14 protein-coding genes and 1 pseudogene are annotated in these 24,603 nt (G+C 70.5%); 10 read left to right on the forward strand and 5 right to left on the reverse strand.

Features of this window, described 5'->3' with window-relative positions:
* Position 1: 1 nt before the first annotated feature.
* Together WME97_RS18020 and WME97_RS18025 are read left to right on the forward strand one after the other, a co-directional pair.
* On the forward strand, positions 2-2,749 hold the full coding sequence (locus tag WME97_RS18020) for an FG-GAP repeat domain-containing protein (protein ID WP_437553276.1): 2,748 nt from the start codon (positions 2-4) through the stop codon (positions 2,747-2,749).
* An 8-nt stretch (positions 2,750-2,757) separates the two neighbouring features.
* Positions 2,758-4,029 carry a PEGA domain-containing protein gene (locus WME97_RS18025; protein ID WP_437553278.1) on the forward strand — a complete coding sequence of 424 codons (1,272 nt, stop codon included), beginning with the start codon at positions 2,758-2,760 and terminating at the stop codon, positions 4,027-4,029.
* Positions 4,030-4,240: 211 nt separating this feature from the next.
* Here WME97_RS18025 and WME97_RS18030 read toward each other — a convergent pair whose 3' ends face one another.
* The gene (locus WME97_RS18030; protein WP_437553280.1) at positions 4,241-5,593 is read right to left on the reverse strand and encodes a hypothetical protein; all 1,353 of its coding nucleotides are present in this window, start codon (positions 5,591-5,593) and stop codon (positions 4,241-4,243) included.
* 783 nt (positions 5,594-6,376) lie between these two features.
* On the opposite strand from WME97_RS18030, the gene WME97_RS18035 reads away from it, so the two are divergent.
* Positions 6,377-7,720, forward strand: a complete 1,344-nt coding sequence (locus WME97_RS18035) for a DUF2403 domain-containing lipoprotein (protein ID WP_437553282.1) — start codon at positions 6,377-6,379, stop codon at positions 7,718-7,720.
* Between the two features lie 58 nt (positions 7,721-7,778).
* Here WME97_RS18035 and WME97_RS18040 read toward each other — a convergent pair whose 3' ends face one another.
* Complete coding sequence (locus tag WME97_RS18040) at positions 7,779-8,042, reverse strand: hypothetical protein (RefSeq protein WP_437555714.1); 264 nt, start codon at positions 8,040-8,042, stop codon at positions 7,779-7,781.
* A gap of 16 nt (positions 8,043-8,058) precedes the next feature.
* Here WME97_RS18040 and WME97_RS18045 point away from each other — a divergent pair.
* The 3 genes and pseudogenes from WME97_RS18045 to WME97_RS18055 all read left to right on the forward strand — a co-directional run.
* A pseudogene (locus WME97_RS18045) lies at positions 8,059-8,826 on the forward strand (glycoside hydrolase family protein); the annotation flags it as partial.
* 573 nt (positions 8,827-9,399) lie between these two features.
* The gene (locus WME97_RS18050; protein WP_437553284.1) at positions 9,400-10,464 is read left to right on the forward strand and encodes an alpha/beta hydrolase family esterase; all 1,065 of its coding nucleotides are present in this window, start codon (positions 9,400-9,402) and stop codon (positions 10,462-10,464) included.
* A 230-nt stretch (positions 10,465-10,694) separates the two neighbouring features.
* Complete coding sequence (locus WME97_RS18055; RefSeq protein ID WP_437553286.1) at positions 10,695-12,086, forward strand: extracellular catalytic domain type 1 short-chain-length polyhydroxyalkanoate depolymerase; 1,392 nt, start codon at positions 10,695-10,697, stop codon at positions 12,084-12,086.
* A 21-nt stretch (positions 12,087-12,107) separates the two neighbouring features.
* Here WME97_RS18055 and WME97_RS18060 read toward each other — a convergent pair whose 3' ends face one another.
* The 3 genes from WME97_RS18060 to norR form a co-directional block, all read right to left on the reverse strand.
* On the reverse strand, positions 12,108-13,469 hold the full coding sequence (locus WME97_RS18060) for a PQQ-dependent sugar dehydrogenase (RefSeq protein WP_437553288.1): 1,362 nt from the start codon (positions 13,467-13,469) through the stop codon (positions 12,108-12,110).
* 150 nt (positions 13,470-13,619) lie between these two features.
* The gene (locus WME97_RS18065) at positions 13,620-14,030 is read right to left on the reverse strand and encodes a VOC family protein (protein ID WP_437553290.1); all 411 of its coding nucleotides are present in this window, start codon (positions 14,028-14,030) and stop codon (positions 13,620-13,622) included.
* A gap of 109 nt (positions 14,031-14,139) precedes the next feature.
* The gene (gene norR / locus WME97_RS18070) at positions 14,140-15,696 is read right to left on the reverse strand and encodes a nitric oxide reductase transcriptional regulator NorR (protein ID WP_437553292.1); all 1,557 of its coding nucleotides are present in this window, start codon (positions 15,694-15,696) and stop codon (positions 14,140-14,142) included.
* A gap of 207 nt (positions 15,697-15,903) precedes the next feature.
* On the opposite strand from norR, the gene WME97_RS18075 reads away from it, so the two are divergent.
* The 4 genes from WME97_RS18075 to WME97_RS18090 all read left to right on the forward strand — a co-directional run bounded on the left by WME97_RS18075 (position 15,904) and on the right by WME97_RS18090 (position 24,564).
* A complete protein-coding gene (locus WME97_RS18075) occupies positions 15,904-18,216 on the forward strand; it encodes a nitric-oxide reductase large subunit (RefSeq protein WP_437553294.1) in 2,313 nt (770 codons plus the stop codon).
* Between the two features lie 158 nt (positions 18,217-18,374).
* Entirely contained in the window at positions 18,375-19,889 is a 1,515-nt protein-coding gene (locus WME97_RS18080) for a flavin-containing monooxygenase (RefSeq protein ID WP_437553295.1), read from the forward strand.
* A gap of 179 nt (positions 19,890-20,068) precedes the next feature.
* The gene (locus WME97_RS18085) at positions 20,069-22,012 is read left to right on the forward strand and encodes a DUF2169 family type VI secretion system accessory protein (protein ID WP_437553297.1); all 1,944 of its coding nucleotides are present in this window, start codon (positions 20,069-20,071) and stop codon (positions 22,010-22,012) included.
* A gap of 152 nt (positions 22,013-22,164) precedes the next feature.
* Positions 22,165-24,564: a type VI secretion system Vgr family protein gene (locus WME97_RS18090; RefSeq protein ID WP_437553299.1), complete on the forward strand. Its 2,400-nt coding sequence runs from the start codon at positions 22,165-22,167 to the stop codon at positions 24,562-24,564.
* The last annotated feature ends 39 nt before the right edge of the window (positions 24,565-24,603 follow it).

Here is a 24,603-nt window from a genome sequence, read left to right on the forward strand (position 1 = left end):
CATGAAGGCATCTCACGGAGCGTCGATCGTCCTGGCGATCGCGGCGGCGGGCTGCGCGAACCTCTCGCTGCTCGAGGAGGACGTCTGCGGCAACCGCGTCGTCGAGGCGCCGGACGAGGCCTGCGACGGGCAGGAAGGCTGCGGCGCGCCCGGGAGCGCGCACCAGTGCCGCTACCTCTGCGGGGGCGCCGAAGGGTTCGTGTGCCCCGGCGGCTACGGGTGCGGCGCGGACGGCGTCTGCCGGCACCCCACGGGCGTGTTCGAGGAGCTCTCGGCGCGCACCATGGTCACGGCGATGGAGCTCTCGGCCGGCGACATCAACGCCGACGGCTGTGACGAGCTCGTGCACACGACGCTCGAGAGCACGACGATCACGGCGCTCCCCAGCCAGGCGCCTGGGCTGTGCGCGCAGGCGGAGCAGGCGCTCCCGATCGCCCGGGCGCCGTCGAGCGAGGAGACGTCGCCCGCTCCGATCCTGCGCGACCTCACGAGCGACGGCCAGCTGGAGCTCATCGTCGCCGGCCGCGGGGACGTGGTCTCCGCGCCGGGGGGCGCCGCGAACGGCCTCTTCGTGTTCTCCGCCTCGGAGAGCGGGGCCATGGCGCCCACGCTCTACGCGACGACGCGCCTCGACAGCGAGGCCGCGCGCCTCCTGTCGGCGCGGCTGCGCGGCCGCGACGCCGCGCTGATCTTCCTCGGAGCAGCCGCCGCGATGGGGGGATCGAGCGGCGGCGGTACGGGCGGCGAGCCGCCGGCGAGCGGCGGCCCCGGCCGTATCGCGGTGATGTCGGACCCGGCCGCGACGCCGCAGACGCTCGACGGCGACGTCGTGGCCCCCGGCGACATCGCGGCCGCTGTCGCCGCCGATCTGGACGGAGACGCCGCGGCGGACCCGGAGGCCTGCGACGAGGCGATCGTGGCGAAGCGGGGCGACGATCGGATCCGCATCTACGCCGTCTGCGGCCCCGCGGGCTCGAGCGCGCTCGCGGCGCTGCCCGAGGTGCAGCTCGGCGGCGGCGCGAGGATCCGCGACGTCAACGCGTCGCTCGCCGTGCACGATCAGAACCGCGACGGCTTCCTCGACATCGTCGTGAACGCCGTCCGCGCCGACCGCGGCGAGCTTCACGTCGCGTACGGCCTCGGCGACGGGCGCTTCCACTCGACGCCGGGCCTTCCGCCCGGCGGCTCGCCCGACCAGCGCACGGGCGCGCTCTCGCTCGACGACGCGGAGCTCGAGGCCGCGCTCGCCGATCCGGACCGGATCTTCGTCGCCGGCGAGTTCGACGAAGACCGTCCCGGGCCAGAGCTCGTGCCGCTCGACTGCCGCCCCAGCGCGCCGTTCCAGTCTCCGGTCTGCGGCTCGATCGGCGGAGGGTGCGAGGCGATCGCCGCCGACGTGAACGCCGACGGCCACCTCGATATCGTCGCCACCGAGACGCAGCGGCCCGACATCACGGTGTACACCGGCGCCTCGGACGGCGCGTTCTACACGCAGCGCGTCGCGACGCAGTGCCCGCCCCACTACCTCGCCGTCGGCGACTTCGACGGCGATCGGGTGAACGACATCGCCTACTTCGACCAGCAGGCGCGGCCGTCGTCGCCGCAGCCCTCGACCCGGCTCGACATCGCCTACGGCAACGCCTTCGCCGCGCCCTCCGCGCCGGCCGGGCACGGCCGCCTCGATCTCGCCAGCGGCCTCGTCGCGGGCCGCGTGCTCCAGGAGGCCACGGGCGCGCAGCTCTTCGCCCTGCGCGGTCTCCCGCGGCCGCCCGACGCGCCGGTGGGCTCCGGCTCCGGGCTGGCGCTCATCGAGGGGGGCCGTGATCGCCTCATCCGCGCGCCGTTCTACTTCGCCGCGCCTCCCGGAGCGCCGGGTGGCATGCCGCCTGGTCCTGGCGCGCCGAGCTCCATCCTGCCCGTGCGGCTCCTCGGCGTCGCGGGCGGCATGTTCGCCGTCGGGGCCGACGGCGAACCCCAGCAGCGCCTCGCCGCGATCACGGAGCTCGCCGTCGAGGGCGCGCCCGGTCCCGTGCCCGAAGGCACGCAGATCTGGCTGATCTCGGTCTCACCGGAGGGGGACAACCTGCGCGCCGAGGCGTCCGGCCGGCCCGGCGAGGGGGCGCCGCCGTGCCAGGCGTGCGTGCTCGCGCCGATCGACACCGACGGCGACCGCCGGGACGAGCTCGTGTGGCTCAACGACGGCGAGCTCGCGCTGTACGCGGCCGACGGCGAGAAGCTGGTCGAGACGGCCCGGCAGGAGACGGCGCACGTGTTCAAGGCCATCGTGGAGGACGTGAACCCGCCGAAGTACGCGCCGCGCCCGCTCGTCGCGGATCTGGACGGCGACGGGCAACAGGATCTCCTCGCCCGCGCGGCGAGCGGCGAGATCGTCGCGCTCTGGGGCCGCGCCGGCGGGGGCTTCGACGAGACGGCGCTCGTCGCGCCGGAGCCTTGCGAGGGCGACCGGGCCTGCGCGGGCCTCGCCGTGGCGCTGCTCAACGCCGACGCCGACGTCGCGCTCGAGGTCGCCGTGGCCGGGCCCGGGCGGCTCGAGCTCTACGATCTCGACGCCGGCGCGCGGGCGCTGCGCCGCATCGACACCGCGTTCCCCGGGCCTCCGCCGGAGGCCGGCAGCGATTTCGTCGCGCTGGTCGCGGGCGACGTCGACGGGGATGGCGTCGACGATCTCGCGGTGGGGATGAGCTCCGCGTTCCTGAAGGTGTTCCGCGGCAAGCCGGTGCTGCAATGAGGGCGGCGGTGCGTTGCTTCGGCCCGTTGCTCGCCTGGGCCTCGCTGAGCCTCGCCGCGGCGCCCGCCGCGGCCCAGGCGGACGCGCGTCCGACGCCCGAGCAGGTGGCGCAGGCGGAGAGCTACTTCAACGCTGGCGCGCAGGCCTACGAGGCGGGCCAGTACCAGGTCGCCGCGGAGGCGTTCCTGGAGGCGCACGAGCGCGTGCCGAGCCCGTCGCTCCTGTTCTCGGCGGCGCAGGCGTTCCGGCGGCAGTACCTCACGGAGCCGTCGCCGGACGCGCTGCGCCGCGCGATCGCCCTCTACCGCGAGTACCTGCGCCAGGATCCGAAGGCGGCGCGCCGCGAGGAGGCGGTGACGGCCCTCGGGTCGCTCGTGCCGCTGGAGGCGCGGCTCCCCGGCGAGGGTGCGGAGGCGGCGGGCGGCGAGGGCGCGACGGCGGCGGGCGGCGGCGCCGCGGCGGCCGCGAGGCCGGCTGCGGGCGGGACGCGGCTCTTGCTGTCGTCGCCAGCCGAGGGGGCCCGGGTGTCGGTCGATGGCCAGCCGTTCGTCGCGGCGCCGCTCGTGGCGCCGGTCGCGCCTGGCCCGCACCGCGTGCGGGTGCAGGCGGCGGGGCACGACGACGAAGAGCTCACGGTCGTCGCGGTCGCCGGCGAGCTGATGCCGCGGCACGTCGTGCTGCGCGTGAAGCCGGCGCAGCTGCGGGTGATCGGCACGGGCGGCGCGCGCATCGCGGTGGACGGGCAGGTGAGGGGAACGGTGCCGACGGCGGGCGCGATCGCGATCGAGCCCGGGGTTCATGTGGTCGAGGTCTCGCTGCCTGGATACGAGCTCTTCCGGCGAGAGCTCCGCGTGACGCGCGAGCAGGCCGTGGGGCTCGACGCCGATCTCCGCATGACGTCTCGCCGCGTCGCCGCGTGGACGGTGCTCGGCGTCGGCGCCGCGGGCGCCGTCGCGACCGGCGTGCTCGGGGGCCTCGCCCTCGCGAGCCAGAGCGAGGCGGTCGAGCTGCGGGACAGGAAGGACGCGGACTCTCTCACGCCGTCGGAGCGGGATCGCTACAACGCCGCGGTCGACGCGCGCGGCAGTCTCGGCGCGGCGGCGGCCGTCGCCGGCGGGGTGTCGCTCCTGGCCGCCGCCGTGGGGTTCGGGCTCTTCGCGTTCGACGAGCCGAAGGGCCTTGGCGCCGCCACTCCCGCTGCGCCGCCGCCGAGGGATCCCGGGGTCGACGCGGAGTTCACGGTGGGAGTTCTGTCGGCTGGTGTCCGAGGGCGTTTCTAAAGCACCGATCACGTTGAAACCCGGAGAATTTTCACAGGGAGACGGGGAGGCGGGGAGGAAAAAGAAAATGAATCTCTCCCTCTTGCCGTCTCTCGCTCCCCGCCTCCCTGCCTCCCTGTGAAAATTCCTGCTCTTTCTTGTGGTTTCAACCCGTTTGGCGGCTCATCTCCGTCTCGCCGCAGGTCGTCCCCGCGGCGGGCTCGGGCCGCGATCAACCAGGCACGACGACGATCTCGCCGGTCGTGTACAGCGCCGAGGTGTCCCAGACGAGCCCGGGGGCGAGCGGCACATCGATGTTCACCTCGGAGAACGTCCCCAGGAGGGCGCCGCTCCAGCCGAGCACGGCGACTGTCTCGCCGGCCTGGAAGGGCATGGCCTCGTCCTCCACGTGGATCTCCAGGGCCCCGTCGAGGGTCACGTCTCCGTCCACGAACAGGAGCGGCGCGGCGCTCGGCCCGGCGACGGTCACGCTCAGCCTCGCGAGCCAGCCCTGGCTGTAGCTCCCCGCGACGCTCGTCGAGGGGTACACTTCGCCCACGACCAGCGTGCCGAGCGCGGGGTTCGCGAGATCGCCCGTGAAGCTGCTGGTCTCGAGGCGCCCTCGGTAGAAATCGATGACGTCGCCGGCCTGGACCTCGATCTCTCCCGCAATGAGCTCGCCGTCCGCGAGCCGCACCGCCCACCTCGGGCCGCCTGGAGCGCCGGGCAACGGCGCGAGCCGGAGGAGGCCGCCGATGCGGACGGATCCTCCCCCGTCGATGTGCAGCGCCGGATAGACCGGCGAGTCCGTGGACGCGAGGATCGTGACGTCACCGCTGTTGATCCACGACGCATAGACGTCGGTCACGTAGACGTACGCCGCGCCGCCTCGCGAGCGGATCTCGGCCTCCTCCGTGGCCAGGGTCCCCAGCGCTCCAAGGGCGATCCCGCCGATTCCATCGTCTCCCCCCACCGACAGCAGCCCCGCGTTCGTCCAGGTGCCGCCCCAGCCGCTCACGCGGACAACGCTGTTCTCGAGCTCGTTGCCGAGGACCTGCGCGTTCACGGTGGAGAGCTCGCCCCGGTAGATGGACAGCTGCGCGGCCCTGCCCGCGCCGACGACGAACTCCCCCGTGCTCACCCACCTCGTCGCGGAGCCTGTGATGAACGCCTCGATCGGGCGGAAAGGGTCCGGCAGGGCGTTGGCGCCGAAATAGACGTTGTGCGAGAAGAAGCTCGCTCCTTTTCGGAGCTCGATCTTGCCGCCCCACAGGTCACCGATGTAGGCGTTGGTTCGGCTCGTCAGGGTCGCGTCGTACCCCTCGACGAGCACGTCGCCGTAGGCGTGGAAGTATGGCCCGCTGACCAGGAGGTCGTCGGTGATCAGCCTGGCGCCGGTCCGTACGATGAGCGAGCCCCAGGCGAAGTGGCCTGCGCCGATCGCGAGAGAGCCATTGTTGGTCCACTGCGATCCGTACCCGACCACCTCGACCGCGCCGGAGCCCTCGTAAGGCCCGCCGATGATGGCGCCGGGGCTGAGCATCCTCCCCTTGTTGAAGACGCGCACGCTCCCCGAGCGGGGCATGCTCCGTATCGTGCCGCCGACCAGCAGAGGGTTCTCCCCGAGGTCCCACGGGTCCGACGGGCTCGAGGGCAATACATCGCCCGAGATGGTCACATCCGCCCGGACCGGCACTGCCACGCTCACTGACACCGCCGCAAGCAACGCCGAAAGGGCGCGTCGGACATGCTGGTTCATAGGCCTCCTGCTCAGCAAGAAAATTCACAGCACAAGAATTCCGTCCTCACTTCCCCCTACTGCCCGAGCCGGGTGGATCGCGAGACCGATATTCCCGCGCGCACTCTAGCAGACGACGCGTCTGACGATCGCACGTCCTCGAATCAGCGCCACGGATGAGTCCGGTGTGATGGGCCTCGCCGTCGGGCCGCGTTGGCCGGGCAGGGTGGAGCGGATGGCCGGTGGCGGGGTACTTACCCCACCCTGCCCGAAGGATGGGACCGAGAGGACGCCATAAGACGCCAAGAGACGCCATAAGACGCCAAGATTCATTTTTTTGTTTTTTATTTTTGGCGTCTCTTGGCGTCCCTTGGCGTCTTATGGCGTCCTCTCGGTTCAAAAGACCCCACCTTCGGCCAAAGTACCCCACCGCCGGATGGCCCCTCTCGCGGGAGATATCGGGAGTCGACTTTGCCGTCTCCGCCGCCCGTCGGTCCGATTTGCGAGACCGCGCTCGATCTGCTCGGGTCGGGCCCGAGCGGCGCCCATGTGGGCCTCTCGATGACCAATCGTTTCCGACCCCTCCGTTTTCCATCACGGAACGCGCGCGCTCCGGAGACAGTCACGGGCATGAAGCGCTCCTCGTTGATCGTGCAGGCTGCCCTCGTCCTCCTCGCGTGCGCCTGCGGTGACGGAGGTGATGTCGGCGGCCAGGGCGGCCAGGGGGGCCAGGCGAGCGGAGGTCCGTCCACCGGTACGACAGGCGCCGGCGCAGGCTCGTCCGCCAGCACGACGGGCGCCGGCGTGGGCCCGTCCGCCAGCACGACGGGCGCCAGCACGACGGGCGCCGGCGGCGGTCTCGGCCCCCACGTCCCCGAGCCGAGCACGCCCACGCGCGGCGGGACGATGACGTTCACGAACATCGGCGCGCCCGGCTGGTGGCCCCGCCGCATCGATCGCGAGCCGGGCGACCCGGCGTGCGACTACAAGGACGGCGACGACACCTGGGGCGGGCACTGCTGCATGACCGAGCATCAGACGACGAGCGACAGGCTCGCCCCGTTCGATGAAGAGATGACCCTCATCATGAAGGCCATCCGCGTGAAGCAGCTCGCCGTCTACCAGCCCGGCAGCGACCCTGCCGCATGGCAGATGGTCTCGTCGTGGGACGCGAAGAACGGCGCAGGCTCCAATCTGCTCGTCACGGAAGGGCAGACCACCTCCGCCGACTTCACGGGCGACCTCACGAAGAAGGACTGCGTCACGTACTTCACGCAGGACAAGCCCTTCGCGTGCGGTGACGGCAAGGATTATTACTGTCCCGACGATCCGGGCATCATGCACCTCGGCTGGGCGGGCTCGAAGCTCGTGGTCTTCCTGGCGTCGATGACGTTCGACGACGCGGGCGTCGAGAAATGCGACGGCGATGGGCAGGGCCACCCCGGCCCGTGGGTCGCGTTCGTCGCGTCCGAGCTCATTCGCGACGGCGGCCGCAAGTGGAACGGGCTCTGCAACTGCTACTCGAAGACGGGCACCGTCGGCGACGGCTGCGGCGAGATCAACGTGTTCGAGGTCGTGATGGACAACAACGAGTACAGCAACCGCGAGTTCATGAGCACCGGTGTCCGCTCGTACCAGGAGGGGCACATCGGCGGCAGCGTCTGCGGGACAGGCTGTGATCGCGACGAGTTCGCCGAGGACGTCGAGGTGGTCGATGCGTGCGCGCAAAAGGCCTACGACAAGGGGCCCGTCATCGAGGCCGGCGGGCCCTCGGACGGCTGCCCGACATGGCGCCGGCCCAGCGGCGATCGCTACTTCATGATCCTGCTCGATGAGGCGCAGCGCACGATCCAGGTCGCGGTCATCCACCCCGAGAGGATCCCCTCCGCCGCGGCCGAGATGCTCCCCGATCTGCCGGGCGGGCTCTCGCGCGGCTCGATCGACGCCATGATCTCGATGCGCCTGCCGGAGTGAGCCCCATGAAACCGAGGAACACCATGCACAATCTCCGTCAGCTTCCGGTGCGGTGGGTCTACATCGCCGCTATCGCGTCCTTCGCCGCGGTGCCGGCGTGCGCGAGCAGCGACGACGAGGCACAGGCGTCCTCGGGGTCGAGCGGCGCCGGCGCGGGCAGCTCGAGCAGCAGCGGCGCAGCAAGCTCGAGCGGCGCCGGCGCGGGCAGCTCGAGCAGCAGCGGCGCAGCAAGCTCGAGCGGCGCCGGCGCGGGCAGCTCGAGCAGCAGCAGCGGCGCCGCAAGCTCGAGCGGCAGCGGCGGCCCTGCGCCGGCGGGCTGCAAGCGCGGCCTCGCGTATGGCTATCACTCGAAGGCCGACATGGATGTCCTCTCCCCGGCAGTGTCCTGGTGGTACAACTGGACTCATGTTCCGGACGAGGGTGTCCGGCCCGATTATTACAGGACGCTCGGCGTCGAGTACGTACCGATGGTGTGGGGCGGGGGCAACCTCGACAGCGCCGCCGCCGGCCGCATCGCCTCCGAGATCCCCGAGGGGGCGAGGTTCCTGCTGGGGTTCAACGAGCCGAACTTCGGGGCGCAGGCCGACCTCTCCGCGGCCGAAGCCGCGGCGCTCTGGCCGCACGTCGAGGCGGTGGCCGACGCGCGCGGCCTCGCGCTCGTGTCGCCGGCCGTGAACTTCTGCGGCGGCGATTGCCAGGAGACCGATCCCTTCAAGTACCTGGACGACTTCTTCGCCGCGTGCAGCGGATGCCGGGTCGATTACATCGGCATCCACATCTACACCGGCTGCAAGGGAGAAGGCGACAACCAGGCTCAGTGGCTCATCAACCACGTCGAGACGTACAAGTCGAGGTTCGACAAGCCCCTCTGGCTCACCGAGTTCGCGTGCGACAGCGCGGGCTCCCTCGCCGAGCAGAAGGAGTTCCTCGTCGACGCGCTGGCGTACCTCGAGAACGAGCCCCGGATCGCGAAGTACGCGTGGTTCTCGGGCCGCGCCGACAACGTCCGGCACGCGAGCTTGCTCGGCGACGACGGCGAGCTCAACGAGCTCGGTCAGGCCTACGTCAGCGCGCCGCAACACGCGTGCGGAGCCTCGATGGAGTGAGCATGACGCGGCGGGCAGGCCGGTCGCCTGCGCGCTCTCCCGCCGTGACCACCACGCCGCAGCGCCCTGGACCCGCCGCCGCTCGCCCCTCGAGCGGCGTCGGCGCGGCAGGCCCGCGCCGCAACGCGTCGGTGCGGGTGCCGTCAGCGACGCGAGCATGAGGCTCGAAGGCGCGGTCACGCCGCGCCACCAGCTCCGGTCCCCGCCAGGCGCGGGCCTCGCGCTCGCGCTCGCCGACGAATCGTCGACGCTCGCCACACCAGTTTGTGATTGACGCCGACTATGTGAGCGTTCACATTCGGCACTCCGAATATTCCTTTGCCTTCCCCTGGATGGGCCGCCAGGCGCACCGGGTCCTGCGTCGTGCGCGTTCACCTCGACGGTCGCGTCATGGCTCCGGACGAGGCGCATGCCGGGGGAAAGGAGGAGCAGTGGTCGGGCTCGGCTGGGATGACATCAGGGCGCACTCCAAGCGCGGAACATCTGGCAACCGCTGTCTGCCAATCTCGCTGTTCGCCGTCGTCGGTCTCAAGTGAGCGCTTCGCGCAGGCGCAACGCAACCAGAGGGGCATCGTGCACCACGAAAAGAAAGCCGTCAGGCGCTTCCATGTCTTCTGTTTGCTCTCGAGCGTCGCGATGCTGGCGTGCGGCGATGAGGGCGGCGACGCGGCACAAGCTGCGGGCGCGGGCAGCTCGAGCGTGTCAGCCGCCAGCGGGGCGTCGACCGGCGTGACCGCTGGGTCGAGCAGCGCTTCCGGTGGCACGAGCAGCGGCGAAGCAGCCGGTAGCGGCGGAGCGACCGCCGGCGCCGGTGGAGCGGGCTCGGGTGGAATGGGCGGCGCGGGCGGCGCGGGCGGCGCCGGGACAGGCGGGGCCGGCGGGGATGGAGGTGGAGGTGACGCGGTGAAGTCCGCAGGCTGCGGCAAGATGCGCACGCTCCAGAACGGCGCTGGCACCGTGCAGAGCGGCGGAAAGAGCCGCAAATACGCCCTGCGCGCCCCCGACGATTACGATAGCGACCACCCGTACCGGCTCATTCTCTCCTTCCACGGGGCCACGGGCAACAGCGGCCAGGTTGCGCCCTCCTATTTCGGGCTCTGGTCGCTCTCCGAAGGGAGCACCATCTTCATCGCGCCCGACGCTGTCGGCGGGATCTGGTCAGCCGACGATGTGACCTTCGTCGACGACATCCTCAAGCAGGTCACGGGCGATCTCTGCATCGACACCTCGCGCATCGAGCTCGAAGGCTTCAGCCAGGGGGGGGCGATGGCGTGGACGCTGGCCTGCGCGCGTCCGGACGTTTACCGCGCCGCGGTCGTGCACTCCGGCGGCGGTCTCCCCCGGCCGGCGAGCTGTCAGCCGGTCGCCTTCATGTCTTCGCTCGGTCAGCAGGAGAGCGGCGGAGCCGGACAGACCTCCAACAGCGATTTCTTCGCCAAGCAAAATGGATGCATGGTGGAGTCCCTGGCCAAGGCGCCCAGAGGTGGCCACGCCTGCTCGGACTACAAGGGCTGCTCCGCGGGGCACCCCACCCGCTGGTGTGACTACGACGGCGGTCATACCCCGTCGCCGAACGACGGCGGGCAGCAGATGTCATGGATGCCTCAGGAAGTGTGGACGTTCCTGAGTCAGTTCTAGAACACCAATCGTGTTGAAACCCGGAGAATTTTCACAGGGAGGCGAGGAGGCGGGGAGGAAGAAGAGAAGCAGCTCTCCTTACCCGCGGTCTCTCGCTCCCCGCCTCCTCGGCTCCCTGTGAAGTTCCCGCTGTTCCTCGGGGTTTCAGCCCGCTTGTCGCTCTAGAGTGCGCGAAACAAAGCGGCGCTGGCTCGCGTGCCAGGTTGTCGTTGATAGGGAGTCTCTGTTCGATGGACCAATTCAAAAGCCATGTCCTCGGGTTCGCGTCGCTCTCGCTGGCGCTGCTCGTTGCGCTGCCTGCGCGCGGGGCATCGCTGCAGAAAGTCAACCAGAGCGAATGGGGGGCGGACGGCCTGCCCAGCTACGTCAACATGTACATCTACGTGCCTGACAAGCTGGCGGCCAAGCCTCCCATCGTCGTCGCTCCCCATCATTGCCAGGGAAATGGCCAGGGCACGTTCAGCGAGATGTCGAGCCTGGTGTCCATAGCGAACACCAGCGGCTTCATCATGATCTTCCCGGAGGCCACCGGGCAGAACTGCTGGGACGCGGGATCGACGCGATCGCTCAACCACGGCGGCGGCGGCGACACGGGGGCCATCGTCCAGATGGTGAAATACACGCTCGCGAAGTACAGCGGCGATGCGGGCCGCGTGTACTCGGTCGGCGGGTCATCGGGCGGCATCATGACCGAGGCGCTGCTCGGTGTGTACCCGGACGTGTTCATGGCCGGCGTGTCGCTCATGGGCGTTCCGTGCGGCTGCTGGGCCGAGGGCTACAACGACGTCACCGGGACGGGGAGCTCGGCCCAGTGGAGCGGGCCCTGCGGGGGCGGCAACGTCACGAAGACCGGGCAGCAGTGGGGAGACCTCGTTCGTTCGTATTATCCCGGTTACACCGGCCATCGCCCGCGCCTGCAGCACTGGCATGGCACCGCCGACACGATCCTCAGCTACAAGAACATGGCTGAAGACGTCAAGGAGTGGACGAACCTCCTGGGGTTGAGCGAAACCCCGAGTGGGACCGACACGCCGAAGCGCGGAACCACGCGCCAGTCCTGGAAGAGCTCCTGCGGCTACACGGTCTATGAGGCCTTTTCGATGGACGGTGTCGGGCACGCCGTGCCGTTCGACGGACCCGCCGTCGCCGCCTATTTCGGCCTCGACAGGGCCGGTGGTCAGGATCCAGAGACGGCGGCTTGTCCCGGCGCTGTCCCCGGCGGCAGCGACACCGAAGGAGCGGGCGGCGCGGCCGGAGCCGGAGGCGCGGGGGGCGAGCCCGGAGCCGGAGGCGCGGGGGGCGAGGCCGCAACCGGAGGCGCGGGTGGCGAGCCCGGAGCCGGAGGCGCGGGTGGCGGGGCCGCAACCGGAGGCACGGGCGGGGTCATGGGAAGTGGCTCAGGCGGCAGCGCAGGCAGCGGCGGCGCGATGGACACCGCGTCCGGGGGGGCGAACGGACAGGACGCCAGCTCGGGAACCGGCGACTCGACAGAGGGAGAAGGCTCCAGCTCCGGCTGCAGCTGCGCCGTGGGCAGCGACGCGAGCGACTCTGGCGCCCAGGCGGGTTTGCTGCTCGCGGCGCTGGGATTGCTGCTCGGTCGCCCGAAGCGCCGCCCGCGCTGAGCGCACGGGAAGACCAGGGTCTCACTTGCCGTAGGCCACCCGCCACACGGTGTTGCTCTGGTCGTCGGTCACCAGCAGCGCGCCGTCCCTGGCCACGGCGACGCCGACCGGGCGACCCCACACGTCACCGGTGCTCGTGACGAAGCCGGTCATGAAGTCTTCGTAATATCCCGCCGCCTTGCCGTCCTTGACCGGGACGCGGATCACCTTGTATCCGGTGCGCCGCGACCGGTTCCACGAGCCGTGCTCCGCCGCGAAGATGTGTCCCTGGTAGTCGGCCGGGAACTGCTGGCCCGTGTAGAAGCAGAGGTCGAGGGACGCCGAGTGCGACTGGATCAGCACATCCGGCACGATGACCTTGTCCCGGAGCTCGGGGTGCTTGCCCTCGTGCCGCGGATCCTGATGCCCGCCGAGGTAGTACCAGGGCCAGCCGTAGAAGCCGCCCTCTTGCACGCGCGTCACGTAGTCGGGGACCAGGTTGTCGCCCAGCTCGTCGCGCTCGTTCACGCTGGTCCAGAGCGCGCCCGTCGCCGGCTCGATGGCCAGGCCGACCGGGTTGCGGATGCCTGACGCATGGAGCACCTCGTTCTTGCCGTCGGGCGTGAAGGCCAGGATGCAAGCGCGCCGGATCTCGTCCTCGTCGTCATCGACGTTGGAGCGGGAGCCCACGGACACGAACATTCGCTGGTTGTCCTTGCTGAAGACGATATCGCGGGTCCAGTGGCCGCCGCCGCCCACGGCCTCCCTGCCCGAGGGGATGTTGGTGACCAGCGCCTCGACCGGGCCGCTGGCCCTTGTGTCGCCCGCCTTGTAAGGGAACCGCACAACGCTGTCCGTATTCGCGATGTAAACGTGCGTCGGCGCCTCGGTCCCGCTCGGATAGAAGGCGATGCCGAAGGGGCGGTTCAGGTCCTCGGCGTAGACGCTGCGGACATCGGCCTTGCCGTCGCCGTCCGTGTCCCGGAGCACCTGAACCCGGTCCGCCGCGCTCTCGGCCACGAACACGTCGCCGTTCGGCGCCACCTGCACGACGCGCGGCTTCTCCAGACCCGTGGCGAGCTCGGCGACGGTGAATCCCGACGGGACTTTGGGGAACACACCGGCTGGACGTTCTGCCCTGTTCGGGCTGTTGGTCACCGACTCACCCTCGTTGGGCGCGGGGAGGTCGGCGACGGTGATCTTGCGCTTCACGCCCGGCGCGTCCGTCGTCCAGTCGCCCAGCGCGTCGGCGCCGGTGAGGATCCTGTCGGTGGGCGCTGGCTGCGGCGTGACCTCGGCGCGCTTGGGCGAGCAGGAGGCCAGCGCGCCCGCGCCGGCGCCGACCAAGAGCACCTGAGCCACCCCACGCCGGACCCACAGGCGACCTGAGATTCGGTTGTCCATGGACTCGGGTTGCCATTCGGCTGCTCCTCTGTCCACCGCTCCACCGTCCTCTGAACCGATGAGCCCGCCGATCGCCTCGCCTCTCGCCACGAGCAGAACGGGGGAGCGCCCCTCCATCCAACCCCGGCTGCCGCCCCGGTGGCCGGCTACCTACCAGTCCGCCTCGATCACCCCTCCGGTGTACTGCGTGCTGGTCGGCGTGTACTGGTGCACCTCGAACTTGTTGCCGTCGGGGTCCGCCAGCCAGATCTGGTACGTGTTGTCGCAGCCGAGCTTCTTCTCGGTGAACGGGACGCCGCGGCTCTTCAGCGTCGCCATCACGGCGTCCATGTCGTCGGTCTCCAGGCAGAAGTGGGCTATCCCGGTATTGACCACCTCGCCGAGGTTCCGGTCCTCGAACATCTCCATATAGTTGCCGTCGGCGATCTCGAGGTAAGCGCCGAACGGCGCGCCTTCGCGGGTGAAGCTGAACTTGGTGGCGAACCCGAGCTTGCCGTAGAAGTCGACCGAGCGCTGCAGATCCCTCACGTTGAGACAGACGTGCGCGATGCGTTTGAACATGGGGAGAGCCTCCGCGACGGCGCCGGGGTAGGGGAGCGGCGCACGCCACCGAGGATACCCCACCCGGAGGCCCCGGCGCGACGGCGGCCCTTCGTCATCCCCGTTCGCCTCAGCGCAGCCCGAGCCGCTTCGCGAGGTGGTGCAGGTTGCTGCGGTGCATCCCGAGCGATCGCGCCGCGGCGGCCCAGTTGCCGTCGGCCTGCGCCACGGCCCGCTCGATGAGCCCGCGCTGGAACGCGTCGACCTGCTCGTTCAGCGGCGCCGCCGCGGCGGGCGCCGCCTTCTCCGCGTCGTCCTCGCGCGGCGCGGGCTCCGGCGCCGCGGCGACGTCGACCCCGAGGTGGGCCGGCTTGACGACCACGGGCGCCCCGCGGGGCACGCCCCGCGACGCCTGCAGCACCATCCGGAACACCGTGTTCTCCAGCTCGCGCACGTTCCCCGGCCAGGCGCCGTCCGCGAGCAGCTCGCGCGCCGCCTTCGTCAGCCGCACCGGCCCGACGCCGAGCCGCGCGCGCGCCTCGTCGCAGAAGTGGCCGGCGAGCAGCGGGATATCGCTCCTCCGCTCGCGCAGCGGGGGCACCGCGAGGCGATAGACGTTGAGCCGGTGGAACAGGTCGGCCCGGAAGCGCCCCTCGGCCACCTCCCGCTCGATATCGCGGTTCGTCGCCGCCACGACGCGCACGTCGACGCGCAGCGACCGATCGGCGCCGACCCGCTGCACCTCGCCCTCCTGCAGCGCCCGCAGCAGCTTCGGCTGGATCGACAGCGGCAGCTCGCCGATCTCGTCGAGGAGCAGCGTGCCCTTGTCCGCCACCTCGAGCTTCCCCGGCCGGCTCTGCTCCGCCCCGGTGAACGCGCCGCGCACGTGCCCGAACAGCTCGCTCTCCGCCACCGACTCGGGCAGCGCCGCGCAGTTCACGTGGAGCAGCGGCTCGCCCCGCCGCCCCGACGCCGCGTGGACGGCGCGCGCCACGAGCTCTTTCCCAACGCCCGTCTCGCCCGTGATGAGCACCGTGAGATCCGACGGCCCCACGAGCGCGATCTCGTCGCGCAGCCGCTGCATCGCCGGGCTCGTCCCGAGCAGGCTCGCGCCCCGCTCCCGCTCCGCCGCCCGCCGGAGATCGTCGGCGACCAGGCCGAGCCGCTCGGCGCTGTGCTCGAGCGCGTCGATGAGCTGGCTCGTGCGCACCGCCGCGCCGGCCAGCGCGCCCAGCCAGGAGAGCGTCGCCGCGTCGACCCCCTCGAAGGCGCGCGGGTCGCGCGCGTCGGCCGTCAGCAGCCCGATGAGCGCGCCCTCGACCCGCAGCGGACAGCCGAGGCAGGCGTGGACGTGCGCCAGCGCTGTCGCGTCCGACGCGAGCAGCCCGTCGAACGGATCCGGCAGCTCGGTGTCCGGCGCGAAGCGCACCGGCGCCTCGGCGTGGCAGAGGAGGTCGAGCCGCGGGTGCGCCTTCGTGCAAAACGTGCGCCCCAGCGCCTCCGGCGCGAGCCCGTGCGCCGCGAGCGGCACCAGCACGCCGTCCTGATACCGCATCAGGCACGCCGCATCACACGGCACCACGTGCCGCACCGCCTCGAGCAGGCGCCGGTACCGATCCTCGGCGCCCAGCGACGTCGTGAGATCGAGCGCGACCGACAGCAGCGCCTCCAGGTTCGGCTTCGCCATGTTGTCGATCGTACAACGTTGTTGTCGATTTGACAACGAACGGATGTTGCGAAAACCGCAACATCCCCCGCCTGGAGGCACGAAGCGAAGGGGCGCGCGGCAGCGGCACGCCGGCTGCTTCAGGGCCGGTCGTCACGACCGGAGCCCTCGAGGTCGCGCCGCGGAGGCGCGGGCGCGCCGGGGGCTCACGCGAACAACGAGGTCGCTATGCATAACCTACGACGACTCTGGCTGGCGCTCGCCGCCGTCATCACCGCTGGCTTCTTGATACTCGGCTTCATGGGTCGGGAGGTGTACCGCAAGGCCCCGCCGATCCCCGAGCGGGTCGAGACGCCGGCCGGCCGGGTGCTGCTCACGAAGGACGATATCCTGGACGGGCAGCTCGTCTATCAGAGCATCGGCGGACAGCAGGTCGGCAGCGTCTGGGGGCACGGCGCTTACCAGGCGCCGGACTGGTCGGCCGACTGGCTCCATCGCGAGGCCGAGGCGCAGCTCGCGCTCTGGAGCCAGCGAGAGCACGGCGCGGCGTTCGCGGCGCTCCCGGACGAGGCGCAGGCCGCGCTCAAGGCGCGGCTCCAGCGGACGATGCGCCAGAACGGCTACGACGCCGCGACCGGCGCGCTCACGGTCTCCGAGGATCGCGCGCTGGCGATCGAGCAGACCGCGGCGCATTACCGCGCGCTCTTCGGCGACGAGCCGAGCCTCACCGGGCTGCGCGAGAGCTACGCGCTGCACACGGGCGCGGTCCCCGACGCCGGGCGGCGCGACAAGCTGACCGCCTTCTTCTTCTGGACCTCGTGGGCCACGGCCGCGGAGCGCCCTGGCACCGGCGCCAGCTACACAAACAACTGGCCTCATGAGCCGCTCGTCGGAAACGTCCCCACGGCCGCCAACGTGATCTGGTCGATCGTCAGCATCGTGCTCTTGCTCGCCGGGATCGGCGCGCTCGTCTGGTACCACGCGTTCCGCCGCAGCGAGGAGCCGGCCGTCGCCGCCCCGGCGAGCGACCCGCTCTCGGGGTGGGTGCTCACCCCGTCGATGCGGGCCGTCGGCAAGTACTGCCTCGTCGTGGTCGCGTTGCTCGTGCTCCAGGTCGCGCTCGGCGCCCTGACCGCGCACTACACGGTGGAAGGACACGAGGTCTTCGGCCTGCCGGTCGCGGACTACCTGCCGTACGCGGTGACGCGCACCTGGCACGTGCAGCTCGGCGTCTTCTGGATCGCGACCGCGTTCCTCGCGGCGGGGCTGTTCCTCGCGCCGGCGGTGGGCGGGCGCGAGCCGAAGGGGCAGCGGCTCGGCGTGAACGTCCTCTTCGGGGCGCTCGTCCTCGTGGTCTTCGGCTCGCTCGCCGGAGAGTGGCTGTCGGTGAAGCAGCGCTTCGCGCTCGAGCACTCGTTCTGGTTCGGGCACCAGGGGTACGAGTACGTCGACCTCGGCCGCGCCTTCCAGATAGCGCTCTTCGGCGGGCTCGCGCTCTGGCTCTTCCTGATGCTGCGCGCGCTCTGGCCCGCGCTCTCGCGGCGCGACATGAGCCGGCACATCGTGCTGCTCTTCACCGGCGCGACGGTGGCGATCGGGATGTTCTACGGCGTGGGGCTGTTCTACGGCGCGAAGACGCACCTGTCGGTCATGGAGTACTGGCGCTGGTGGGTCGTCCACCTGTGGGTCGAGGGGTTCATGGAGGTGTTCGCCACCGCGGCCATCGCGTTCCTGTTCACCCGGTTCGGGCTCGTGCGGCCCGACAGCGCGGCGCGGGCGGCGCTCCTGTCCACCTGCATCTTCCTCGTCTCGGGCATCCCCGGCACGTTCCACCACCTCTACTTCAGCGGCACGCCGGTCTCGGTGATGGCGGTCGGCGCGAGCTTCAGCGCCCTGGAGGTCGTGCCGCTCGTCCTCGTGGGGATGGAGGCGCACGAGACCTGGCAGATGCAGCACCGGAGCGCGTGGATGCAGGCCTATCGCTGGCCCATCCAGTTCTTCGTCGCCGTCGCGTTCTGGAACTTCGTGGGCGCCGGGGTGTTCGGCTTCCTCATCAACCCGCCGATCGCGCTCTATTACATGCAGGGCCTCAACACGACCCCCGTGCACGCGCACGCCGCCCTCTTCGGCGTCTACGGGCTGTTGTCCCTCGGCCTCGTGCTGGTGATGCTCCGCCGCCTGCGCCCCGACGCGGTGTGGAACGAGGCGCGGCTCCGGGTGGCGTTCTGGGGGATGAACGGCGGCCTCGGCCTCATGATCCTCCTGAGCCTCTTGCCGATCGGGCTGGCGCAGGCGTGGGCCAGCGTGGAGCGCGGGCTGTGGTATGCGCGAAGCGCGGAGTTCATGCAGCAGCCTGTCCTCGAGGCGCTGCGCTGGATGCGGCTCGTCGGAGACACCCTGTTCATCGTCGGCGTCCTGGCCTTCGTGGGGTTCGTCGCGGGGCTCTTCACCCGCAGGCCGGCGGGCGCTGCCTCGGCGAAGCCCGAAGGTGAGGCGGCAGGGATGGCCGCGCCGGCGGCGAGCGGCGCGCCGGCGGTCTGAGCACCCGCGCGCCAGCGCCCGGCAGTCCGCTGGCGCGCCTGCTCGCCGCAGCGCCGCGCGGCGCCCCGAAATGTGCGCGTGGCGCCGAGCACAGCCTTGATCCGCCACGCTATGCTCGGGTCCTGGAGCGCCACGGCGCTCGCCCCCGGGAACCCAGCATGTCCACCGAGCACTTCGACGTTCTCATCGTAGGCGCCGGCCTCTCCGGCATCGCGGCCGGCTACCACCTCCAGACGCGCTGCCCCGGCAAGCGGTACGCGATCCTCGAGGGGCGCAGCGCGATCGGCGGTACCTGGGACCTGTTCCGCTACCCTGGCGTCCGCTCGGACTCGGACATGTTCACGCTCGGCTATTCCTTCCGCCCCTGGAAGGAGGCCAAGGCGATCGCGGACGGGTCGTCGATCCGCGAGTACGTGCGCGACACGGCCCGGGAGCTCGGCATCGACCGGCACATCCGGTTCAATCACCGGGTTCGAGCCGCGTCATGGTCCTCGGAGCAGGCGCGCTGGACCGTCGAGGTGGACGTCGGCCCAGGCGAGGAGCGCGCCCGTTACTCCTGCAGCTTCCTGTACGTCTGCAGCGGCTACTACCGCTACGAGAGCGGGTATACGCCCAGCTTCCCTGGCCGCGACGACTTCCAGGGACAGCTCGTGCACCCCCAGCAGTGGCCGGAGGATCTCGACTACCGGGGCAAGCGCGTCGTCGTCATCGGCAGCGGCGCAACGGCCGTGACGCTGGTGCCCGCGATGGCCGCCGACGCGGCGCATGTGACGATGCTCCAGCGCTCGCCGACGTACATCGCCTCGCTGCCCTCGGAGGACCCGATAGCCAACGCGATCCGCGAGCACCTGCCGGAGCAACTTGCCCACCGCGTCGCCCGCTGGAAGAACGTCGCGCTCAGCCTGCTCATCTACCAGGTCTGCCAGCGCGCGCCGCGGCTGGCCCGGCGGATGCTCCGCGGCGGCGTCGCCCGGCATCTGCCGCCCGACTTCGACATCGATACCCACTTCAACCCTCGCTACGATCCATGGGATCAGCGCCTCTGCCTCGTGCCGGACGCCGATCTCTTCCGTGCGGTGAGGGAGGGGCGCGCCTCGGTGGTCACCGACAGCATCCGGACCTTCACGAAGAGCGGCGTCCTGCTCGAGTCGGGCAAGGAGCTCCAGGCGGACATCATCGTGACGGCGACGGGCCTGGAGCTCCTGCTCTGCGGCGGCATCCAGCTCGCCGTCGACGGTGACGTCCTCGAGCCCGGCAGGTCGTTCATCTACAAGGGGTTGATGCTGGGCGGCGTCCCGAACTTCGCGCTCTGCCTCGGTTACACGAACGCCTCGTGGACGCTCCGCGCCGAGCTGGCCTCGACGTACGTCTGCCGGCTGCTAAGCCACATGGATCGCCACGGCTACCGGCAGTGCTTGCCGCGCCCTGACGAATCCATCCTCGATCCTCGGCCGCTGCTCGGCCTGACGTCGGGCTACGTGCGGCGCTCGGCGGACCACCTGCCCAAGCAGGGATCGAAGGCGCCGTGGTACTTCCGCCAGAACTACGTGCTGGATCTGCTCGCGATGAAGCTCGGCCCGGTGGACGACGGCACCATGGTCTTTTCCAGGGAGGGCCGGCCGCCGCGCCGCGAGCCCGCGAGCACGGAGCGTCGTCGGCGCGTGGAGGCCTGACCGGAGGCGCGCTCCGCTGGCGAGCCGCCATTGCCATGCGCCGTGCGCCGGCGCTGCAGTCACACATAGATCGCGAGATTGCCGCGCGCTTTTAACACAAGCGAGGGTACTCAACGTGGGAGGCGATTCATGGTGCCGAGGCGAGCCATGGCCGGGAGCGGCCGTCGGAGAGCACGATCATGAGCGCGCTCCTGCGCGGCTCCGTGACGCCGCTGCAAGGCGCCGCGGCCGCCGCGATCGCCTGGCGCACGCAGGGCCGGCACTACATCACCGTCATCGCCAAGGCGAGCTTCGCCTTTGCGATCGATTCGGTGATGTGGCGGACCGATCCGCAGGAGATCCTCCGCGCCGAGGTCCACCATGGCAAAAACCCGGCGCGGAGCATCCGCTGGAGCGGGGACCTCGCGCCCTACCTCGGTCGCGCCGATGTGGTCTTCACCGGAGACGCGCACGCGCCGCGCGGCACCGAGGTCCAGTCCTTGCCGGTGCGGGTCGCGGTCTACAGCGCGGGCGGCTGGGTGCTCGACAAGCGCCTCCTCGTCCGCGACAAGGTCCCTTTCCGGCAGATACCCCTCGTGTACGAGAGGGCGGTTGGCGGCGCGAACGGGTGGGAGAACCCGTTCGATGGGGAGCCGCTGGACGGCCCGGCCAACATCCTCGACCTCCAGGATCCCGCACGCCTCGCTGGCTTCGCGCCGCTCGCGCACGCCGCGCCGGTGCGCCGTCGGCTGCTCGGCGGCACGCCTCGCAAGGCGCTCGATGGGCCGAACGCCGACATCCCCGGGGGCTTCGACTGGTCGTACTTCCAGGCGGCGCCCGCGGACCAGCGGATCGCATTCCTGCAAGGCGATGAGTGGATCGTGCTCGAGCACGTGAATCCGGCGGCTCCACGGCTTCAGATGCGCTTGCCCGGGGCGCGCGGGGTGGCGCGGATCCGGGGGCTCGCCGACTCCGCCGCGGCAGACGGCGAGGTGCTCGAGCTCAACGCCGACACGCTTCGCATCGACGGCGTCGAGCAGCGCTGCACGGTCGTGTGGCGCCGGGTCTTCCCCGTCTCCGGCGAGGACGCCCTCGCGTCCGTGCGGATCGTGGCCGGCGTCGAGATCGAAGGCGAGGAGATCGCATGGCCCGACGTGCGCCTCGAGGAGCAGGAGCGCGCGCAGCCGGCGCATCCGCCTTCCCTCCGCCTGGGCCCCCAGGAGACCGCCCGGATTAAGGAACTTCCCAGCGGGGCGGGCGAGGCGCGGCTCGCCCCGGAGCTGCCGATCAGCCTCTCCGCAGAGGACGTCGAGATCGTCGATCCTCCGTTGTCCGCGGCGTCACTCTTTCAAACGCTCGCGCTCCCCGTGGAGCCGGACGAGCCGTCGATGCGCGCGCCGGCGCTCCCCTTCGGGCCCGCAGCCCCTGCGCCGGCGGAGCAGGGCGAGCCTGGGCCGGTCGCAGATCCAATCCCTGCCATCTTCACCAGCACGACGCTCCTGTCGAGCGAGGACGAGGCGCGGGCCACCGGTCAGCCCGCGACGCCGTTCCCTGCCGCGCCGCCGCTTCCGCCGCGCGTCGCGCCCGAGCTGCCGATCCCTGGCGCGCCCTGGTCCGGCGAGCGCGCTTCGCCGGCGCCTTCCGCGCCCGTGGGGCCGCTCCCGCCGCTCGGCGAGGGCGAGGAGGTCAGCGTCGAGCGGTGCGCGATCATCGCGGCGGAGCTCGCGGAGCGGCCGGTCCCCCGGGCCGACGTGCTCCGCGCGCACGGCCTCTCCGATGAGCGCTGGGAGCAGGCCGAGGCGCGATGGCAAGAGGCGATGGCGGAGGAGGCGCGACGCCGCGAGCGACCGCTCCGCGATCGGTTCGATGCAGCCTATCTTGCCGCCTGGGAGGCAATCCGCGGCGTCGTGCATCCGACCGATTATGCGCGGCTGGTCGTCGCGACCGAGCGCAACGGTGCGGCCGCGGCGCTCGATCCGCTCGCCATTCGACGCACCGTGTGGGCGCAGATGAAGCGGCTCTGGGCCAGGCGGCTCGCCGGCGATCCGCGCCTGAGAGCCCACGTCGAGGCCGAGATCGCGACGCTGCGCGGAGCGCCGCGGCAGCCCGAGGACAGCAAAGCCCCCGCGGCGCAGGCCGGATGATCCGCGCGATGCGATGTCAGGTGTGCGGATCACACGACGGCGACGCGCCGTCGTGGCATGCAATCATCGCTTTGCTTTCCAGGAATCGCCTCTACAGTCGACGTTCTTCAGGCGCCAGGAGCTAACGCGCACCGACAACGGGGATTACAACCATGCAAGATGCGTTCACCGTCAGCGCCGGCGCGCTCCCTGCCGCCACGCGGGTCATTGGCTTTCGAGGGACAGAGGGGCTGTCGAAGCCGTACGTCTTCGAGATCTATCTCGCGATGACGAACTACGTGGGCCAGGATCTCGACCTCGCCGACGCCGTGGGCACGAAGGCGACACTCCGTCTCTCCCCGCCGGACGGCGGGGCTCCCCTCCTCGTGAACGGCATCTTCGCGACGGTGGAGCTCATCCACGCGTTCGGCGAGCGCTCCGTCTTCCGCGCCGTGCTCGTGCCGCAGCTCTGGAAGCTCACCATGTCCCTGCATAGCCGGGTCTTCACCGACCAGACGGTGCCCGACATCATCAAGACGGTGCTCTCGGGCGCCGGGGTCTCGGAGTACGAGCTCAGGCTGATCGGCAGCTACAAGCCGCAGGAGCACGTGTGCCAGTACGGCGAGAGCGACTTCGACTTCATCTCGCGGTGGATGGAGCGCGAGGGGCTCTATTATTACTTCGAGCAAGGAGACGACGGGGAGACGCTCATCATCACCGACGACAAGGGCGTCCACGTCCCGCTCGGCCAGAAGGCGGTCCGGTACGTCCCGCAGTTCGGCGAGCACAGGGCCAAGGGAGAGCTGCTCTGGACCTTCACGTGCCGGCACACGTCGATGCCGTCCAGGGTCCGCATGAGCGACTATGATTACAACAATCCCGCGATCGAGATCTCCGGCAGGGCGCCCGTCGCGGCGAAGGGGCTCGGCGAGATCAGCGTCCACGGCGCGCGTTTCTTCACGCCGGCCGAGGGCAGCCGCCTCGCGGCCGTGAAGGCGCAGGAGCTGCTCGCGGGCCAGGTCGTCTACCACGGCACCGGGGCGGCGTTCACCATGCGCCCCGGGTACACGTTCGAGCTCGAAGAGCATCCGAGGCCGGCGCTCAATACGGTGTATCTGGCCACCGAGGTCGAGCACTGGGGCAACCAGACGGGCTGGGCGCCCGAGCTGATGCAGATCATCGGGCTCACCTGGGACGACGTGTATCGGATGGAGGTCAAGGCCGTCTCCTCGACCGTCCAGTACCGAGCGCCGCAGCGGACGCCGTGGCCTCGTATCTACGGGACCGAGCACGCCGTCGTCGACGGCGCGGCGGACAGCGAGTACGCCCAGATCGACCAGCACGGTCGCTACGCGGTCAAGCTGAGCTTCGACGAGAGCGACCTCCGGGGCGGCAAGGCCTCGACCTGGGTGCGCATGCTCCAGCCGCACGGCGGCGGCACCGAGGGGTTCCATTTCCCCCTGCGCAAGGGCACCGAGGTGATGTGCACCTTCCTCGGCGGGGATCCGGACCGGCCCGTCATCGCCGGCGTCGCCCCCAACGCGCTCACGCCGAGCCCCGTCACCTCGGCCAACAGGACGAGGAACGTCATCCAGACCGGGGGCAGGAACCGCATCGAGCTCGAGGACCAGGCGGGCTCGCAGCGCATCACCGTCAGCACACCGACCGAGAACACGATCCTGCGCATGGGCGCGCCCAACGATCACCACAATTTCATCTCCAGGACGGACGGTACCGCCCTGATCAAGACGGGCAAGTCGCTCGAGATCGAGACGGGCACCTGGAGGAAAGATGACGTCGGCGATCACATGGAGATCGAGGTCGGCGGTTACCTGAAAGAGACCGTCACCGGCGCCGTCACGGAGATTTACAAGGACACGAAGAACGAGACCGTCACCGGCGCCGTCACGGAGATTTACAAGGACACGAAGAACGAGACCGTCACCGGCGCCGTCACGGAAACCTATCTGGACACCCAGACCACCACGGTCACCAACCTGCGCAAATCCGAGCACGGCACCGAGGAGACGACCGTCCACGGGACGGTCACGGAGACGTACGAGGGCAAGCACACGACGACGGTGACGAAGGACGGCCGGTACGAGGAGACCACTGGCCTTCAGCACCAGAAGTTCAAGGACGGCTGGAAGGTCGAGATCCCGGGCGGCAACGTCGAGCACATCGCGAAGGGTAACTATGTTATCGAGGCTGAGCACTTCAGAGCGAAGGCCAAATCCGACTACCGCGAGATTCAGGGCCTCAGAATTCAAAACACCTTCGGCGGCCTGTTCAACTTCACGTACGGCTACGGCACCCTGAACGTCGTCGCCCCGCAAAGGACGGAGCTGGTCGGGGGAGTGAAGCTGGATGTCATCGTCGGGGTGAAGGCGGAGACGGTCCTCGGCCTCAACGTCAAGAACGCAAGATTCGTGTTCAACAAAAATTACCTCGAGGTCTGGCAGAAGGGCGTCGAGCTGGGTAGCTCAGCGGTGACGGTCACCAGGCATGCTGGGGCGAGGGTGACCTCGACGGGGGCTCAGGTCTGGCAATCCTTCATCCACATGTTCCACTAGCGCGGCGCCCAGCAGAAGACCGCGAGAGCCTGCTGCGAA

Source organism: Sorangium sp. So ce367 (assembly GCF_051520455.1).
GTDB lineage: Bacteria > Myxococcota_A > Polyangia > Polyangiales > Polyangiaceae > Sorangium > Sorangium cellulosum_B.

Bases quoted from the DNA above. Each gene is read 5' to 3' on its own strand.
- WME97_RS18030 (WP_437553280.1), bottom strand. From the start codon at position 5,593: ATGCCCCGCTCGGGGAGCGTGCGCGTCTTCAACAAGGGGAGGATGCTC.
- WME97_RS18060 (WP_437553288.1), bottom strand. From the start codon at position 13,469: ATGGACAACCGAATCTCAGGTCGCCTGTGGGTCCGGCGTGGGGTGGCT.
- WME97_RS18055 (WP_437553286.1), top strand. From the start codon at position 10,695: ATGGACCAATTCAAAAGCCATGTCCTCGGGTTCGCGTCGCTCTCGCTG.
- WME97_RS18085 (WP_437553297.1), top strand. From the start codon at position 20,069: ATGAGCGCGCTCCTGCGCGGCTCCGTGACGCCGCTGCAAGGCGCCGCG.
- WME97_RS18075 (WP_437553294.1), top strand. From the start codon at position 15,904: ATGCATAACCTACGACGACTCTGGCTGGCGCTCGCCGCCGTCATCACC.
- WME97_RS18080 (WP_437553295.1), top strand. From the start codon at position 18,375: ATGTCCACCGAGCACTTCGACGTTCTCATCGTAGGCGCCGGCCTCTCC.
- WME97_RS18090 (WP_437553299.1), top strand. From the start codon at position 22,165: ATGCAAGATGCGTTCACCGTCAGCGCCGGCGCGCTCCCTGCCGCCACG.
- WME97_RS18065 (WP_437553290.1), bottom strand. From the start codon at position 14,030: ATGTTCAAACGCATCGCGCACGTCTGTCTCAACGTGAGGGATCTGCAG.
- norR (WP_437553292.1), bottom strand. From the start codon at position 15,696: ATGGCGAAGCCGAACCTGGAGGCGCTGCTGTCGGTCGCGCTCGATCTC.
- WME97_RS18020 (WP_437553276.1), top strand. From the start codon at position 2: ATGAAGGCATCTCACGGAGCGTCGATCGTCCTGGCGATCGCGGCGGCG.
- WME97_RS18035 (WP_437553282.1), top strand. From the start codon at position 6,377: ATGAAGCGCTCCTCGTTGATCGTGCAGGCTGCCCTCGTCCTCCTCGCG.